Raw genomic sequence first — 15626 nt, 5'->3', positions numbered from 1 at the left:
TCTGTGACATTGGATTCCGGCCACATCGCGCTCCAGTAAGCTGGCAAACCGTGCAAAAGCGGCGGCTGGGAGTCATGGGCGGGACGTTCGATCCCATCCACAACGGCCACCTGGTCGCGGCCAGTGAGGTCGCCGACTTGTTCGACCTCGACGAGGTGGTGTTCGTTCCGACCGGCCAGCCCTGGCTCAAGGGCCGCGAGGTCAGCGCCGGCGAAGACCGCTACCTGATGACCGTCGTCGCCACCGCGGCCAACCCGCGCTTCTCGGTCAGCCGCGTCGACATCGACCGGGGCGGGCCGACATACACCAAGGACACCCTGCGCGACCTGCAGGCGGTCAACGCCGACTCCGATCTCTACTTCATCACCGGCGCCGACGCACTGGCCTCCATCCTGGCCTGGCAAGACCTCGACGAGCTGTTCGCCGCGGCCCGCTTCGTCGGCGTCAGCCGGCCCGGCTACGAGCTGGGGAGCGAGCACCTCACCGGTGTCCTCGACGGATTGCCCGAAGACGCGCTCTCGCTGGTCGAAATCCCCGCTCTGGCAATCTCTTCCACCGACTGCCGACTGCGCGCCGCCGAAGGCCGCCCGCTCTGGTACCTGATGCCTGACGGCGTCGTGCAGTACATCTCGAAACGCGACCTGTACCGCAAACCGGGGGAGCAGACATGACCGCCGCGCCCGAGGCCATCGACATGGCGACCGTCGCCGCCCGCGCGGCGGCCGCGAAGCTCGCCGACGACGTCGTCGTCATCGATGTCTCCGACCAACTCGTCATCACCGACTGCTTCGTCATCGCCTCGGCGTCCAACGAGCGACAGGTCAATGCGATCGTCGACGAGGTCGAGGAGAAGATGCGCGAGTCCGGTTACAAGCCCGCCCGCCGCGAAGGCACCCGGGAGGGGCGCTGGACACTGCTGGACTACGTCGACATCGTCGTGCACATCCAGCACCAGGACGAACGCGACTTCTACGCCCTCGATCGGCTGTGGCGTGACTGTCCGGTCGTTGCGATGGACCTGTCATGACGATCCGCCGGCTGGTGATGCTGCGGCACGGCCAGACCGCGTACAACCTGGGCAGCCGGATGCAGGGCCAGCTCGACACCGACCTGACCGATCTGGGCCGCGCCCAGGCCGTCGCCGCGGCCGAGGCACTCGCCAAACACCAGCCGTTGCTGATTGTGTCCTCGGATCTGCGCCGCGCCTACGACACCGCCGTCGCGCTGCAGGAACGCACCGGCCTGCTGGTGCGGGCCGACGACCGGCTGCGCGAGACCCATCTCGGCGACTGGCAGGGCATGACGCACATCGAGATCGACGCCATCGCCCCCGGCGCCCGGCTGGCCTGGCGCGACGACGCAACCTGGGCTCCGCACGGCGGCGAGAACCGGGTCGACGTGGCGCAGCGCAGCGTGCCGTTGGTGACCGAGCTGGTCGCCGGCGAGCCCGAGTGGGGCGCGGCCGACGAGGCGCGGCCCGTGGTGTTGGTCGCCCACGGCGGCCTGATCGCCGCGCTGACCGCGGCGCTGCTGCGGCTGCCGGTCGCCAACTGGCCGGTGCTCGGCGGCATGGGCAACGCCAGCTGGACGCAGCTCTCGGGCCATAGTTCCGACGGCGCGGACGATTTCGGCTCCATCCGCTGGCGGCTCGACGTGTGGAACGCCTCGGCGCAGGTTGCGGGCGATGTCCTCTGACGCGCGGCCGACCCTGCTGGTCTTCGCCGACTCACTGGCCTACTACGGCCCGAAGGGCGGTCTGCCGTCCGACGATCCCCGCATCTGGCCCAATCTTGTTGCCGCGCAACTCGGCTGGGACCTGGAGTTGATCGGCCGTATCGGGTGGACGTGCCGCGACGTCTGGTGGGCGGCCACCCAGGATCCGCGCGCCTGGGCGGCGTTGCCGCGCGCGGGTGCGGTGATCTTCGCGACCAGCGGCATGGATTCGCTGCCCTCCCCGTTGCCGACCGCGCTGCGCGAACTCATCCGTTACGTGCGCCCGCCGTGGCTGCGGCGCTGGGTGCGCGACGGCTACGGTTGGATTCAGCCGCGGTTCTCCCCGGTTGCCCGCGCCGCGCTGCCGCCGCACCTGAGCGTGGAGTATCTCGAAGAGACCCGCGGCGCAATCGATTTCAACCGTCCGGGGATCCCGGTGGTGGCTTCGCTGCCGTCGGTGCACATCGCCGAGGCTTACGGCAAGGCCCACCACGGCCGGGACGGTACCGTTGCCGCGATCACCGAATGGGCTGACGAACACGGTGTCGCGTTGGTCGACCTCAAAGCGGCCGTCGCCGAAGAGGTGCTGAACGGTCGTGGCAATCCCGACGGCATTCACTGGAATTTCGTTGCGCACCAAGCGGTTGCGGAGTTGACGCTCAAGGCGCTGGCCGAGGCCGGCATCAGAGTCGACGGCTGAGCGTATGCCCGTCGTCGTCGTCACCGATTCGTCGGCCCGCCTTCCCGAGGGGGTGCGGGAGCGGTGGGGGATACGCCAGGTCCCGCTGCACATCCTGGTCGACGACACCGACCTGCGCGACGGGGTCGACGACATCCCGGACGATATTCACGAATTCGGCCATGCCACCACCGCCGCCGCGACACCGGCCGAGTTGGCCGAGGTGTACCGGCAAGCGCTGGCCGACAGCGGCGGCGACGGCGTGGTGGCCGTGCACCTGTCCAAGGCGTTGTCGGGAACCCTGACTGCCGCCGAGTCCAGCGCCGCCGAGATCGGTTCGGGGATCAGGGTTCTCGACTCGAGATTCACCGGGATGAACACCGGATTCGTCGCGCTGGCCGCAGCCCGGGCCGCCGCCGACGGCGCCGGCCTCGATGCGGTCGCGGCAGCAGCGGCGGCCGCGATCGAGCGCAACCACGGGTTCATCGTCGTGCAACAGCTGGACAACCTGCGGCGCAGCGGACGCATTGGCGGCGCCGGCGCGTGGCTGGGCACCAAACTGTCGCTCAAGCCGCTGCTGCGCATCGAAGACGGCAAACTGGTTCTGGCGCAACGGGTTCGAACGGCCACTAAGGCGGTTGCGACGATGATCGAGCGGGTCGTCGAAATCGTGGGGGAGCGCCCCGCCGCACTCGCGGTCCATCATGTCGCCAACGCCGACGGCGCGCGGAGTCTGGCGGACGCGTTGGCCGAACGGTTGCCGCATTGCGAACCGGCGATCGTCACCGGTCTGGGCCCGGTGCTGGCGCTGCACGTCGGCGCCGGCGCGCTCGGGGTGTGCGTCGAAGTAGCCGACGTCGACTAGCTCAGGTCTTCTGCGCGGCCAGCGGCGCCGTGTTGGCGTCTTCTGAGATGGCTCGCGGCTTCGGCTTCCCGTAGTCGCCGCGCGGATGGACCACCAGCGGCCACCAGAACCAACGGCCGAGCAGCGTCGCGAGCGACGGCATGAACAGCGTTCGCACGACCAGGGTGTCGAGCAGCAGACCGATGCAAACCGTCGACCCGAACTGGCCCAGCACGGTCAGGTCGCTGCCCAGCATCGCGGCCATCGTGAAGGCGAACACCAGACCCGCCGAGGTGACCACCGAACCGGTCCCGGCCATCGACCGGAGGTAGCCGGTCTTGAGCCCGTTGTGTATCTCTTCCTTGAATCGTGAGACCAGCAACAGGTTGTAGTCGGAGCCGACGGCCAGCAGGATGATCACCGACAGCGCCAGCACGATCCAGTGGATGTTCATGCCGAACAGGTCCTGCCAGATCAACACCGACAGGCCGAACGAGGCGGCGATAGAACTGCTCGCTGTTCCCACGATCACCAACGCCGCCACCACGCTTCGGGTCAGCAGCAGCATGATCATGAAGATCAGCGTCAGGGCCGATACCACCGCAATCATCAGGTCGTATTTCTCACCGTCGGCCATGTCGCGGAATGTCGCAGCGGTGCCGCCGAGATAGATCTTGGCGTCAGACAGCGATGACTGCTTGATGCCCTCCTGCGCCGCTTGGCGTTCGGCGGATGTCCGCGCGATGCCTTCCGGCGTCATCGGGTCGCCCTGATGAGTGATGAAGAACCGCACCGATTTTCCGTCGGGAGAGAAGAACATCTTCACGCCACGGATGAACTCCGGGTTCTGGAAGGCCTCCGGCGGCAGGTAGAAGAAGTCGTCGTTCTGCGACTTGTCGAAGCTCTGCCCCATCACGATCGAGGTGTTGCTCATCGCCTCCATCTGGTCGATCATCGCCTTGAACGTCTGGTACATGGTCAGCGTCAGACCATGCGTTGTCTTCAGTGTTTCCAACATGATTGGAATCAACTGCTCCAGCTCGTGCGACGCCGTCGCGGTCCGGTCGATGTCACCGGAGAGCGCGTGGAACTTCTCGGCCAGCTGGTCGAAGCCGTCGATCGAGTCGAACAGCGACCGGAACGAGATACACACCGGGATGTCGTAGCAGTGCTTCTCCCAGTAGAAGTAGCTGCGAATCGGCCGGTAGAAGTCCTCGAAGTCGGCGATGTGATCCCGCAGCGTGTCGGTGATCTCCGACGTCTCTCGCGTGGTGGTCGCGCTGTCGCGTGCGGCGTCGGCCAGGTCGTGAGTGACCTTCGCCTGCCGGGTCGTCACGTCGATCATGATCTGCATCTGGTCGGCCATCTTCAGGATGTCGGCCATCCGGTCCTTCAGGAACTTCATGTTCTGCATCGTGGTCTGGCTCTGGATGCTGTTCTGGAACGGAATTGAGCTGTGCTGGATGGGAATTCCCAGCGGCCGGGTGATGTCCTGGATCATCGCGATGCCGACGGTGCGGATGACGTTTTTCGCAACCTTGTCCAGCACCAGCATGTCGGAGGTGTTCCGCATGTCGTGGTCGGCATCGATCAACAACAGGTCGGGATTCATCCGGGCTTCGCTGAAATGCCGGTCAGCGGCGGCATATCCGACGTTGGACGGCGCCGATTCCGGCAGGTAATGCCGGTCGTTGTAGCTCGGCCTGAAGCCGGGCAAGGCGACCATGCCGACCAGTACCACCGCCCCGCTGACGGCGAAAATGGGCGCGGGCCAACGGACCACAGCGGTGCCGACGCGACGCCACAGCTTGCCCTGGGATTTGCCCTTCTTTTTCTCAAAGAGCCCGAAACGGCTACCGAGGTAGACCAGCGCCGGCCCGAGAGTGAGTCCTGCGAAGACGACGACAATCATGCCGATCGCCACCGGCCATCCCATCGTGGCGAACCATGGCAGGCGGCAGAAGCTCAGGCAAAAGGTCGCGCCGGCGATGGTCAGGCCGGAGCCCAACACGACGGGCGCCACTCCCTTGAAGGTGGTGTAGTACGCGTCCTCGCGGTCCTCGCCGGCGTGTCTGGCCTCCTGATAGCGCCCGACCAGGAAGATGCCGTAGTCGGTTCCCGCGGCGATCGCCAACATCGTGAGGATGTTCGCGGCGAAGGTGGTCAGCCCGAATAGGTCGTTGAAGGCGAATACCGCGACGACTCCGCGCGCGCACAGCAGCGACACGAAGGTCATGAACAGCTGGACCAGGGTGGTGACGATCGATCGGTAGACCAGCAACAGCATGATCGCGATCGCACCCAAGGTGAACAACGTGATCGTCGCCAGGCTTTCGTTGCCGATCACGTGCATGTCGTCGGACAAGGCCGCGGAACCGGTGACGTACGCCTTGACGCCGTTGGGCGCGGGCTCGTTGTCGACGACCTTGCGAACGGCCTCGACCGAGTTGTTGGCCGTGGTGGTGCCCTGGTTGCCGGCGATGTTCACCTGGACGTAGGCGCCCTTGGCGTCGGAACTCTGCGCACCCGCGGCGGTGAACCGGTCGCCCCAGAAGTCCTGGATGTGCTGGACGTGCGCGGTGTCCTTGCGGAGCTTCCGGACGATGTCGTCGTAATACTTGTGAGCCGAATCGCCAAGCGGCTGTTGGCTTTCCACGACGACCATGATCGTGCTGTTGGAGTCGAACTCCTGGAAGTTGTGCCCCATCAGCATCATCGCCTTCATCGACGGCGCGTCGAGCGGCGCCATCGGGGCGGAGTGCGCCTCGCCGACCACTTCCAGCGTCGGGACGACCATGTTCACGATGACGGTGACGACGACCCAGCCGATGATGATCGGGATGGAGAAGATGCGGATGAAGTGGGGTAGGTACGGGCGGTGCGGCTTCGTGGTCTCGGTGGTGTGAGTTGCGTTGTCGCTCATGCGGACTTCACCAAGCAGAAGGCCTGGGCGTTGTGCCCCTCGGAACTTTGATGCTCGCGCAGTTCACCGTCGACGGTGATGCGACAGCCGATGAAGCCACCGTCGGTCTGAGCCATGATGTTGGCGCTCACCGTCGGCAGCGTGGTCGATACGGTGAACTCCCACGGCAGCGGCGCGTTGTTGACCTGATGGGTGTCGGCGTCGGCGTCCCAGTAGTTGATGTTGGCCGTGGCCCCGGGGTTTCCGAAGATCTCGTACTTCACGACTTTGGGGTTGAACTGCACGATCTTGATGCCGGCTCCTGAATTGGCGTTGAGGTCTTCCGAGGCGAACACCTTGTGCAGACGCGTCACGACGAGTGCCGACACCGACAGCACGACGATGAGCAGCAGTGGTATCCAGGCACGTTTGAGCAGTCCGCCGATCGACATCGCCCTCACTCGGTCCCTCCCGCCGGCCATGCGCAAGCGCTTCAAGACGTATTCATTCCACTGGCAAACGAAGTGGGTGGTTAGCGGCGACGTTGATGCTTTCCAGCGATGCCGTCAGAACCTTCGCTCGGCTAACGATGCTAAAGCATAAAGCACGCACGCGTTCTGCTAGGGCCTTCGCGCGACTGAGCTCCGCGCGGCCTACCCCCTCGGGGCGGGGGGAGTTGGCCGACTAATCGAACGTGCGTGTCAGCAGGGCGGTGGTTTCGGGTGGCACAGCGTGTCGTTGGCCGATTCCGGTTTTTGCGGCTGGTTATTCGGCTTCTGGTTCTGGCCACCGGTGTTGGCGCCACCGTTGCCGTTCTGGTTCTGGTTCTGGTTGGGATTGCCGCCGTTCCCATTTTGGTTTTGGTTTTGCGGGTTGCCGCCGTTGCCGCCGCCGTTGCCGTTTTGGTTTTGGTTCTGCGGGTTGTTGCCGCCGCCGTTCCCGTTCCCGTTTTGGTTCTGCGGGTTGTTGCCGCCGCCGTTGCCGTTCCCGTTCTGGTTCTGGTTCGGGTTACCGCCGCCGTTGCCATTCTGGTTCTGCGGATTGCCACCGTTCCCGTTGTCGTTCTCGTTTTGGTTCTGGTTCGGCGGGTGGTGATGACCCGGGTGCTGGTTGTTGGGGAACGGACCGTGAGGCCACTGGTTGTTAGGGAACTGCTGGTTCGGATCGGGTAGCTGCTGCGGTTCGGGCGCCTGCACCACAACGGGCGGAGGAGCCTGCACTTGAACCGGTGCCGGTGCGAAGTTCGGCGCGGACCCGGCGTCGGGTGCCGACACCGGCGCGTCCGGCAGGGGAATCGACCCCGCGGGCTGGTCCGGCGCGGGCGGCGGGGCCTGCGGAGCGGGCGCCACGGGGTTGCCTTGCTGCGGAGCGGGCTGCACCGATGGGTGTTGTGCCGGCGCCGGGTGGTCGGACGAGGTCAACGTGTAAGCCAGCCCGCCCCCGGCCGTGAGTACGGCAACAGCTGCTGCGGCGAGCAGATAGGTCGGCGCCGACCGGAACCAGGCCTTGGGTGCGAACTCGTCCGACCGCGACTCCGAATCCGAAGCGGTACTGTCGTGCCAGTTCGCCTGCTGCGACCCTGATTAATAGTCGCCGGACTCGCGGTAGTACCCGGAATCGCCGCTGTCCTGGGACCAGGCCTGCGCGCTGGTCTGGGTTGAGTCGCCCGAGTCGCGACGCTGCATTTTCGATGTCGGCGGGATCGCCGAACCGGTCTGCTGATACGCGCGCTGTGTACGGTCGTCGTCGCTTCGGGGCCAGCCAGGTGACGTCCGGTCGATGCGGTTCGTCGGGCGATCGTTCATGCGGATTCCTTCGATACCCAGGTGGTCTGATAGGTAATCCGACGCTACGTCGCAGAAGTCATTAGCGAATCAGGGATTTCCCTATATTTTGGCCGCGCAAATCCCAGCCGCGAGGACGTGCGAGGGCTCGCAGGCGGGCGTATTCGGCATGGGCTCGACCGTGGCGTGGACGCTATCGACTCCGTGGCCGCCGCTGAATCAGGGATTTCCCTACATTTTCGGAGCGCGTTCGCGGCTTCCGAGCGATAGCAACAGCCATCCAAGAGTAGGGAAATCCCTGATTCGCGTCGCCCGGGTCATCCGTAGCGTCGGGACGGCTCGACGCGCTGCGTCGAAGAAAAGAGGTCGTCAGTGTTTCCATGCTCTATCCGCGTATTCGTCGCCGCGCTGCTGTGTTGCGCTGCGGCCGGCTGTCAAACTCACAGCGACTCCGGCGGGTCGGCGGGCAGTGCGCCTGGGTCGGGGGCGACCCCGGCTGCGCGGCCTGTCGATGCGTGTTCTTTGGTTTCGCCGCAAGACATTTCGTCCCTGCTCGGTGCGTCGGTGCCGGGTAAGTCGACGACGCAGAACGCCAAGCGGGGTGGGTGTACGTGGGAGAACTCGACGACCGAGGAATCGGTCACGGTCGAGATCGGTACTCCCGACTCGGCGCCGCACAACACGCTGCGCGCGGAGTTGCCCGGCTTCCCGGGCAGGCCCGCCCCCGATGGGATGCGCTACATCTACTTCGGCGCGGTCAAGTTCGCGGGCGGCAACCGGGAGAACACCGTTCAGGTCGCGGTGATCAGGCTGACGGGAGACCAACGCGACGCAGCGGCGGTCGACCTGGCGCGAAAGATTCTGCCGAAGCTGTCCGCATAGGGCTCAAAACGGCGTGACGTGCGCGGTGTCCACGGTCATGCCATGTCCGCTGTGACCGTCGACGAATCGCGTCTCGTCCGGCCCGGCCACTATCGTCCAGCCCTGCGCGGCGTAGGTGTGGAAGCCCAGCGCGACGCGACCTTGCAGTTCGCCGAGATCGGCGTTGACCCAATGGAACTCGCCACCCGTCGTGATGCTGACGGTGTGTCGAACCTGTCCGTTCTCGTCGTGCCACACACCCGAAAACCGTTGGCAAGCAACCAGTTCGGCAGTTATCGAACAGTCAACCGAAGTCGACGGCACCTCGATCCGCACATACCCGCGATCGTTGGGCTGCAGTGCGATGGCGGATGCAGAGGGCGACGCGACCATCGTTGTCTCGCCGTGCGGCGCCGGGGCGGGACCCCGCGCACACCCTGTCGCCGCGACGAGGACTACCCACACCGCGGCCAGCGGGCGCATTCCCATGGCGGATGACGCGACGGCTACCGGGCGCGCCCGGTGATCGGCGGCAGGTCGGCCAGCGTGACGATTCCAGGCCTGGCCGCCACGACCGCGGGTACCGCGTTGGTCACCGGCATCGCGGTGTAGATCATGCCCAGGCCCATGAACCCCGGCTCGGTCCAGTCCTTCGGCGGCAGGCAGTGCACCACCGTGCGCATGTTGGGCACCCCGAACACCTGAATGACGTGGCCGTGCTCGAGCGGTTTGGGCGGCGTCACGTGATCGCCCATCGTCCAGTTGAATCCGACGCTGACGACGTTGCGGTCGCCCACCCAGCCGCGGTGGTAGCCGAAGACGCTGCCGACGGTGCCGGCCGGGATCTTCATGAAGCCGAGGTCGGAGTCGCCGGTCGCCGCCGTGAAGGTGACGTCGAAGGTCATCTTGTCCAGCGTCGCGCCGATCGCGTCGGCCATCATCGCGGCCGATTCGGCGAAGACCTCGCTTTCGCGCCGTACGTTCTCGGCGAGGCCGGGGGTCTCCGGGTCCTGCGAGAAGCCCATCGCGGTCTGGGTCTCCGCAGACTCATAGGTGGAGCAATCCACCGACTCGGTGATTCGGATTTCGTCGACGCGCTCGCAGGAACCGCTGAGCGCCATCCCGACCAGGTTCGTCATGCCGGGATGGGCGCCGCTGCCGAAGATGGTCGCGTTGCCCTGCTCGCAGGCATCGAGAATGCGCCGGCGGTCTTCGGGGGTCTGCTTGCCGCCGGTGATCCAGGCGGCGCTGGTGCAGACATTGACGCCCGACTCGAGCAGTCGGACGAGCTCGTCGACGCTGGGCCACAGCGGGTTGTAGCAGCAGGCGTCGGGCTCGAGCGCCAGCAGGGCGTCGATGTCGTTGGTGGCCGTGACACCCGTGGGTTCAGGCCAGCCGGACAGTTCGGCCGCGTCCACCCCGACCTTGTCCTGGCCGTGCGCGTACACGCCGACGAGTTCCATATCGGGCCGGCCGATGATTGCGTGCAATGAACGCCGACCGATGTTGCCGGTGGTCCACTGGATCACGCGGAGGGGACGGCCGCCGGCGGTGGTCGCGCTCATCATGGGCTCCTTTGCCGATGTGACTCACCTCATTATGTTCAATCGGCCGCGAGACGCCGGAGCGGGGCAGCTCTTACACAGAGTTAATTTTGCCGTGCCTGATAATTTCCCGGCCGTTGACTGTGCCGAGCCGCCAATGCCGCCGTGGGCACCAACCGGATGGTCGGTTCGTCGCGGAGCCGAGCAACCTGTATTCGACACGCGTCAACGGCGGCTGGACGTGGTTCTTTGCATTGAACAAGCGTTGAATTTGGACCCAAATGCGCAGTGCCGCAAGCGATGGACTCTTTGAAGGATGCGCGTGCCGGATAGGCGGACCGCCGGTACCGACATTGCGTCAGCAAGTTGACAAGTGACGGGGGCCATACTTACTCTAGAGTAACCTACGCCCGCGTAAGTTGTTTTAGCCGCCGAAAGGGGACTGATCGCATGGGCACTCAGCAAACTTGTGGTGAAAGTCGCCCGAGAAGGTAGACCAGGGCTTGCAACCAATGGCGCAATTACATGAGAGCAGCGCACGGATTCTCGGCGACGCAGACATGACGCCCGGCTCGCTGCCCGGATACGGCCAGCTGGACCCGCTGTCCGCGGTCGCAGTCGAGGAATGGGTGCGGCGCGGGAGCCTGCTGCCGGTGGAGAACATTCCGCTGGCCGCGATCCGTAGCTCGTACACGCCGCGCAAGAACAAGGCCAACGAGAGCCACGTTCAGGTATTGGCTCAGTCGCCCTTGCCGCTGCCGCCGATCGTCATCCATCGGGACTCGATGCGGGTGATCGACGGCGTGCACCGCCTGCGCGCGACGGAGTTGCGCGGCGACAGCACGATCGCGGCCCGACTCTTCGAAGGCAACGACGCAGAAGCCTTCGCCCTCGCCGTGCATTTGAATGTCACGCACGGGCTGCCGCTGACACTTTCGGAGCGCAAAGCGGCCGCACAAAAAGTTCTGACATCTTACCCGCATTGGTCAGACCGGTCTATTGGACTGATTGCCGGAGTTTCGAACAAAACCGTTGGCAAGTTGCGCAGTTGTGCAACCGAGGAAATCTCCCAGTTGAACCCCCGCCTAGGCCGGGACGGAAAAGTGCGACCGGTGAGTCCCGCCATTGGACGACGGCGCGCGGCGGAATTCCTGTCGATGAATCCGCGTGCGTCGCTGCGTGAGATCGCGCGGAAGGCCGGCGTCTCGGTCACCACCGCGCGCGACGTCCGGCAGCGGGTCCACAACGGCGAGAGCCCGCTGCCCGACAACCTCGCCAAGCGGGTGGGGGAATCCGGCAGTCCGACCGTCGCCGCCGCGAATGACTCGGCGCTCGCGACCCCGGTCGTCCCGCCGCGGGTTGGCGCCCGGACGATGCCGGAGGGCCGCGGCCGCGATCTGCTTCAGCGGCTTCGCAACGACCCGTCCGTGCGGTCCTCGGAGCGCGGCCGGGCGCTACTGCGCCTGCTGTCCACGGTCGTGGTGGCGATCAGCGCCTGCAACGATTTCGCCGAGGCGGTGCCGACGCACTGTTCGGGAACCTTCGCCGAGATTGCGCGAAAGAACGCCCGCGCCTGGCAGGAGATCGCGGACAAGTTCGAGGTCAACTCGCACTGAATCAGCTTGCCGCTGAATCGCTTTCGCGCGGCGGGTGAGGCTCAGAGTCCGTAAAGACCGGCGGCGATGAACGCGCTGCCGACGACGGCCAGCGCGATTGCGACGTCGCGTCGTCGCCTCGACCGGATCCACTCATGCAGTGCCGTCACCGCCCGGGCGGTCGGCTTCGGCGCCAGCAGATAGGCCAGCAGCGGGATCTCCACGGGCGCGAAAGCCACCACGTTGAACGCGATCAGGACGGCCACCTGCTTCAGTGCGGTCGCGCCTGAGGCCAGGATGACCGCCAGCGCGGCCAGGTAGTCGACAGAGGGCAGCGCGATGCTGAGGCCCGCGATCCCGGCGACGGGCAACGAGTCGCCCTTCAGCAGATCGGTCGCGGGCCGGGTCAGCTTCGCCGGCCGCGGACCGAGCCGCCCGAAGAGATCGATGCCCACGATCACCGCGATACAGATGATCAGGAGGCCGATCAGTAATTGAACCCGCGGCACCGTCACGAATGACGTGCCGAGAAGAATTCGTCGAAATACGAAAAGGACGATCAGGCCCACGGTGGTTCCCATGACGAATCCGCCACATAAAAACGCGAATAGTTGTCGCACGGGCCGAGGCCTATTCAGCATGAGCACGGTCATGCCAATTCGATATGGCTCGATACTGACGGCGAGCGCCATTATCAGGACGGTCGCCAGCATGGGATAAGTGTGGTGGTTCGGCCCTCGGTCGGGCTAGGCGTCCACCCGCGCGAATTGGCTCTGGCGGTACAGCTCGACGCAGGCCTGGCGGCGGATCTTGCCGCTCGTAGTGGTCGGGATCGAGCCGGCCGGGACCAGGACCACGTCGCCGACACTGAGGCCGTGCGCGTTGGAGATCGCCGCGGTGATGTTGTTGCGGACGCCGCTGAGCCGGGTCGCCAGTTCGTCGCTGGCCTCGCCGCGCTTCTTCTTCACCTCGATGACGGTGACCAGCTGCTCGGTGCTGTCCATCTGGACCGAGATCGCCGCAACCCGCCCGTGGGCGATCTGCTGGATCGTCGCCTCGATGTCCTCCGGGTAGTGGTTGCGGCCGCGGATGATCAGCATGTCCTTGATGCGTCCGACGATGAAGACCTCACCCTCGTGGATGAATCCGAGGTCGCCGGTGCGCAGCCAGGGGCCGGCCGGGGTGCCCGGTGACGGGTCGACCAGCGTCGCGCCGAAGCAGGCCTGCTCCTCCGGCGGCTTGTTCCAGTAGCCCTCGGCGACGTTCTCGCCGTGCACCCAGATCTCGCCGATCTCGTCCTTCGGGCATTCGCGGTAGGTCTCGCTGTCGACGATGCGCAGCTGCGGCGATCGCGGAATCCGGTAGCTGACCAGCGCGGAGCCTTCGCCGGACGCGCAGCGCTCAACCTGGCCGACGCCGAGCTCGCCGACGCCGAAGGTCTTGGTCGGCTGGTCCTCGTGCCAGGTGCCGGTCGCCACGAACACGGTGGCCTCGGCCAGGCCGTAGGACGGACGCATCATCGTGTCTTTGAAGTTGAAGTGCGAGAACCGGTCCACGAAGCGCTGCAGGGTGGCCGGCTCGACACGCTCGGCGCCGCTGATGATGCCAAGCACGCCGCCCAGATCCATCCCGGCCAGGTCGGCGTCGGTGGTCTTACGAGCGGCCAGGTCGAAGGCGAAGTTGGGCGCCGACGACCACGCGGCCTCGCTCTTTGCCATCGCCTGCACCCAGCGGGCCGGCCGCTCGAGGAAGGCCAGCGGACTCGACAGCTCCGCGTGGTAGCCGCCCAGGATGGGCGCGCAGACGCCCAGCACCAAGCCCATGTCGTGATAGAAGGGCAGCCAGGACACGATCTCGGCGCCGGCCGGGACTTTCGAGCCCGCGAAGAAGCTGCTCATCAGCTGCTCGAAGTTCACCGTCAAGTTGCGGTGCGACATCATCACGCCGGTCGGCGTGCGCGTCGAACCCGAGCTGTACTGCAGGTACGCAATGCTCGGCACCTCGCCGGTGGCCGGGCTGGGCCCGCCCTCGGCGTCCAGGCTGAGCGCATCGATCGACACGATCTTCGGCGCGGTGTCCATGCGGGACTGGTCGATGTAGTCACCCACCTCCTCGGCCACCGAGGAGGTCGTCAGGACGACCGAAGGTGCGGTGTCGGCGAATACCGCGCCGACCCGGTCATAGCTCGAGCCGCGGTGCGGCAGGGGCAGTGGAACGGCGATCAGCCCGGCCTGCATGGCTCCGAGGAACGCCCGGATGTAGTCGAGGCCCTGCGGCGCCAGGATGACGGCCCGGTCTCCGGTGGCTCCGTGCGCGCGCACTTCGCGGGCCACATTCATGGTCTGCCGCGACAATTGCGACCACGTCAGAGTTTCGCGGACGCCCGCGTAGTCCTTTTCGTAGTCGGTGAAAGTGAATGCGGGGTCATTCGGCCGCATGCTGGCGCGACCGTGCAACATCGAAAGAATCGTCGATTGAGCCATCTGTCATCCGTACTTTCAGTCGATATGGGGCAAATTCACTTGGTCAGTTCGCCGATTGGCTTGCACCGTGGGAGAGCACCGACAAAGCACCGCTGAGCGCCTGCGATAGCGGATCTGCACCGCCGCCGAAGGTGGCTTGGTTCGTCGGAGCGGTGACCACTGCCGGGTCGAAACCGTGCACCGGGTCCACCTGAACCGGCGCCGTCGCCGGATCATCGTTCCTAATGTAACCCGCATTTACGCGCGGGATAAGTATCGCGTCGAGCTTGTTCAGCGTGTCTTCCGGAATGCCGATGTATTTCAATGGCATGACCAGCGGAAGGTGTTGCTGGGGCACCATGATCGTGGTGTCTTTGGCCCCGCGCGAGTTGATCGTGGTTCGGATGTTGCCGGGCGGCACCATGCTCGCGTTGGTGAAGGCCACGGCGGTGTGGCCGGTGGCCAAGCCCATCAGCGTGTTCGCGAAGGCGAACATGTTGTCCGGGCGGTCCGGGAAGTCCGCGATCGAGTCGTAGGCGGCGACGAACCGGTTGGTGTCGTACTGGCTCTCGTATTCCGGCGTCATCACAAAGTCCAGCGCCGGCACATTGGCGCCGACCGGATAGGTGGCGCGAAGGAAACTCTGGCCCCAGGCGTGCCGACCGATCGGGTCGCCGAAGGTGGCGAAGTTCAGCGCGTTCGGCGGGGGACCGGTCTCCGGGTGGTTTGCCAGCCGCAGCTGCTCACCGTCGACCACGAAGCCACCCTCGGAAAGGCCGATCGCCGTGCCGGGTCGACCAGTGGTGCGGATCGCGTTGTCGAGGTTGTCCACGCCCTCCGCGACCGATTGGCCGACGCTGGGGCCGTCGAGTCCGATGCCCGGGAACTGCTGGTCGACCTTGTCGATGTCCGGCTTCAGACCGGGGAAGAGGTGCGCCAGCACGTGGCCCTGCACCTGGCCGGCCGGATAGCGGACGATTTGCCGCTGCTGGCCCGGGAACCACTCCGCGCCTTCCATGCGGATGTAGTTGTCGTACGGGACACCCAGCACGTGCGCGCCACCGAGGGCGTACGCGGTCTGGTCGCCGGGCGCCCCGGGGGAGGGCGGGCCGCTGATCTCCGGTCCGTCGGCCGAAGCGGTCCAGACGCCGAAACATCCTGTGGCGCCGACGGTTACCAGCGCTGATACTCCTGCGAGTAGTTTCTTCATGCCTACCCCTGACCCCTTGGGTTCGTGTCGTA

16 protein-coding genes are annotated in these 15626 nt (G+C 65.8%); 7 read left to right on the top strand and 9 right to left on the bottom strand.

Annotated elements, in window-relative coordinates; genetic code table 11:
- Positions 1–74: 74 nt before the first annotated feature.
- The 5 genes from nadD to PT015_RS08465 are packed head-to-tail and all read left to right on the top strand — an operon-like array spanning position 75 to position 3257.
- Positions 75–671 (top strand): nicotinate-nucleotide adenylyltransferase, encoded by a 597-nt coding sequence (gene nadD / locus PT015_RS08485; protein ID WP_285191000.1) that lies wholly within the window; start codon positions 75–77, stop codon positions 669–671.
- Positions 668–1027 carry a ribosome silencing factor gene (gene rsfS, locus PT015_RS08480; RefSeq protein ID WP_285190190.1) on the top strand — a complete coding sequence of 120 codons (360 nt, stop codon included), beginning with the start codon at positions 668–670 and terminating at the stop codon, positions 1025–1027. Before nadD ends, rsfS begins: the two co-directional genes overlap by 4 nt.
- Positions 1024–1695, top strand: a complete 672-nt coding sequence (gpgP, locus tag PT015_RS08475; RefSeq protein WP_285190189.1) for a glucosyl-3-phosphoglycerate phosphatase — start codon at positions 1024–1026, stop codon at positions 1693–1695. Before rsfS ends, gpgP begins: the two co-directional genes overlap by 4 nt.
- Positions 1685–2413, top strand: a complete 729-nt coding sequence (octT, locus tag PT015_RS08470; protein ID WP_285190188.1) for a diglucosylglycerate octanoyltransferase — start codon at positions 1685–1687, stop codon at positions 2411–2413. Before gpgP ends, octT begins: the two co-directional genes overlap by 11 nt.
- Before the next feature lie 4 nt (positions 2414–2417).
- Positions 2418–3257: a DegV family protein gene (locus tag PT015_RS08465; RefSeq protein ID WP_285190187.1), complete on the top strand. Its 840-nt coding sequence runs from the start codon at positions 2418–2420 to the stop codon at positions 3255–3257.
- Position 3258: 1 nt separating this feature from the next.
- Here the strand turns inward: PT015_RS08465 and PT015_RS08460 are convergent, their stop codons facing one another.
- The 4 genes from PT015_RS08460 to PT015_RS08445 all read right to left on the bottom strand — a co-directional run bounded on the left by PT015_RS08460 (position 3259) and on the right by PT015_RS08445 (position 7943).
- The gene (locus PT015_RS08460; protein ID WP_285190186.1) at positions 3259–6159 is read right to left on the bottom strand and encodes an MMPL/RND family transporter; all 2901 of its coding nucleotides are present in this window, start codon (positions 6157–6159) and stop codon (positions 3259–3261) included.
- Positions 6156–6590, bottom strand: coding sequence for an MmpS family transport accessory protein (locus PT015_RS08455; RefSeq protein ID WP_285190185.1), 435 nt, complete (start codon positions 6588–6590; stop codon positions 6156–6158). The genes PT015_RS08460 and PT015_RS08455 overlap by 4 nt, the downstream gene beginning before the upstream one ends.
- A 249-nt stretch (positions 6591–6839) precedes the next feature.
- Positions 6840–7487, bottom strand: a complete 648-nt coding sequence (locus PT015_RS08450) for a hypothetical protein (protein WP_285190184.1) — start codon at positions 7485–7487, stop codon at positions 6840–6842.
- Between the two features lie 234 nt (positions 7488–7721).
- Positions 7722–7943 carry a hypothetical protein gene (locus tag PT015_RS08445; RefSeq protein WP_285190183.1) on the bottom strand — a complete coding sequence of 74 codons (222 nt, stop codon included), beginning with the start codon at positions 7941–7943 and terminating at the stop codon, positions 7722–7724.
- Between the two features lie 501 nt (positions 7944–8444).
- Here PT015_RS08445 and PT015_RS08440 point away from each other — a divergent pair.
- A complete protein-coding gene (locus PT015_RS08440; RefSeq protein WP_285190182.1) occupies positions 8445–8804 on the top strand; it encodes a hypothetical protein in 360 nt (119 codons plus the stop codon).
- A 3-nt stretch (positions 8805–8807) separates the two neighbouring features.
- On the opposite strand, the gene PT015_RS08435 is transcribed toward PT015_RS08440, so the two are convergent.
- A complete protein-coding gene (locus PT015_RS08435) occupies positions 8808–9272 on the bottom strand; it encodes a hypothetical protein (protein ID WP_285190181.1) in 465 nt (154 codons plus the stop codon).
- Between the two features lie 17 nt (positions 9273–9289).
- Positions 9290–10348 carry an NAD(P)H-dependent amine dehydrogenase family protein gene (locus tag PT015_RS08430; protein WP_285190180.1) on the bottom strand — a complete coding sequence of 353 codons (1059 nt, stop codon included), beginning with the start codon at positions 10346–10348 and terminating at the stop codon, positions 9290–9292.
- Positions 10349–10839: 491 nt separating this feature from the next.
- On the opposite strand from PT015_RS08430, the gene PT015_RS08425 reads away from it, so the two are divergent.
- Complete coding sequence (locus tag PT015_RS08425) at positions 10840–11943, top strand: ParB/RepB/Spo0J family partition protein (protein WP_285190179.1); 1104 nt, start codon at positions 10840–10842, stop codon at positions 11941–11943.
- Positions 11944–11984: 41 nt separating this feature from the next.
- Here PT015_RS08425 and PT015_RS08420 read toward each other — a convergent pair whose 3' ends face one another.
- From PT015_RS08420 to PT015_RS08410, 3 genes are read right to left on the bottom strand one after another with little or no spacing between them, the layout of a single operon-like run.
- The gene (locus tag PT015_RS08420) at positions 11985–12635 is read right to left on the bottom strand and encodes a GAP family protein (RefSeq protein ID WP_285190178.1); all 651 of its coding nucleotides are present in this window, start codon (positions 12633–12635) and stop codon (positions 11985–11987) included.
- 33 nt (positions 12636–12668) lie between these two features.
- Positions 12669–14405, bottom strand: coding sequence for an AMP-binding protein (locus PT015_RS08415; RefSeq protein ID WP_285190177.1), 1737 nt, complete (start codon positions 14403–14405; stop codon positions 12669–12671).
- 43 nt (positions 14406–14448) lie between these two features.
- Positions 14449–15594: a PE-PPE domain-containing protein gene (locus tag PT015_RS08410; protein ID WP_285190176.1), complete on the bottom strand. Its 1146-nt coding sequence runs from the start codon at positions 15592–15594 to the stop codon at positions 14449–14451.
- Positions 15595–15626: the final 32 nt, after the last annotated feature.

Source organism: Candidatus Mycobacterium wuenschmannii, from assembly GCF_030252325.1.
GTDB lineage: Bacteria > Actinomycetota > Actinomycetes > Mycobacteriales > Mycobacteriaceae > Mycobacterium > Mycobacterium wuenschmannii.
This window is presented reverse-complemented; position numbering and strand designations above follow the sequence as displayed.

What these genes read in the sequence shown, in the direction of transcription:
- PT015_RS08445 (WP_285190183.1), bottom strand. Translation starts at nt 7,943, where the DNA reads ATGAACGATCGCCCGACGAACCGCATCGACCGGACGTCACCTGGCTGG.
- gpgP (WP_285190189.1), top strand. Translation starts at nt 1,024, where the DNA reads ATGACGATCCGCCGGCTGGTGATGCTGCGGCACGGCCAGACCGCGTAC.
- PT015_RS08430 (WP_285190180.1), bottom strand. Translation starts at nt 10,348, where the DNA reads ATGAGCGCGACCACCGCCGGCGGCCGTCCCCTCCGCGTGATCCAGTGG.
- nadD (WP_285191000.1), top strand. Translation starts at nt 75, where the DNA reads ATGGGCGGGACGTTCGATCCCATCCACAACGGCCACCTGGTCGCGGCC.
- PT015_RS08465 (WP_285190187.1), top strand. Translation starts at nt 2,418, where the DNA reads ATGCCCGTCGTCGTCGTCACCGATTCGTCGGCCCGCCTTCCCGAGGGG.
- PT015_RS08455 (WP_285190185.1), bottom strand. Translation starts at nt 6,590, where the DNA reads ATGTCGATCGGCGGACTGCTCAAACGTGCCTGGATACCACTGCTGCTC.
- rsfS (WP_285190190.1), top strand. Translation starts at nt 668, where the DNA reads ATGACCGCCGCGCCCGAGGCCATCGACATGGCGACCGTCGCCGCCCGC.
- PT015_RS08410 (WP_285190176.1), bottom strand. Translation starts at nt 15,594, where the DNA reads ATGAAGAAACTACTCGCAGGAGTATCAGCGCTGGTAACCGTCGGCGCC.
- PT015_RS08420 (WP_285190178.1), bottom strand. Translation starts at nt 12,635, where the DNA reads ATGCTGGCGACCGTCCTGATAATGGCGCTCGCCGTCAGTATCGAGCCA.
- PT015_RS08425 (WP_285190179.1), top strand. Translation starts at nt 10,840, where the DNA reads ATGGCGCAATTACATGAGAGCAGCGCACGGATTCTCGGCGACGCAGAC.
- octT (WP_285190188.1), top strand. Translation starts at nt 1,685, where the DNA reads ATGTCCTCTGACGCGCGGCCGACCCTGCTGGTCTTCGCCGACTCACTG.
- PT015_RS08460 (WP_285190186.1), bottom strand. Translation starts at nt 6,159, where the DNA reads ATGAGCGACAACGCAACTCACACCACCGAGACCACGAAGCCGCACCGC.
- PT015_RS08435 (WP_285190181.1), bottom strand. Translation starts at nt 9,272, where the DNA reads ATGGGAATGCGCCCGCTGGCCGCGGTGTGGGTAGTCCTCGTCGCGGCG.
- PT015_RS08415 (WP_285190177.1), bottom strand. Translation starts at nt 14,405, where the DNA reads ATGGCTCAATCGACGATTCTTTCGATGTTGCACGGTCGCGCCAGCATG.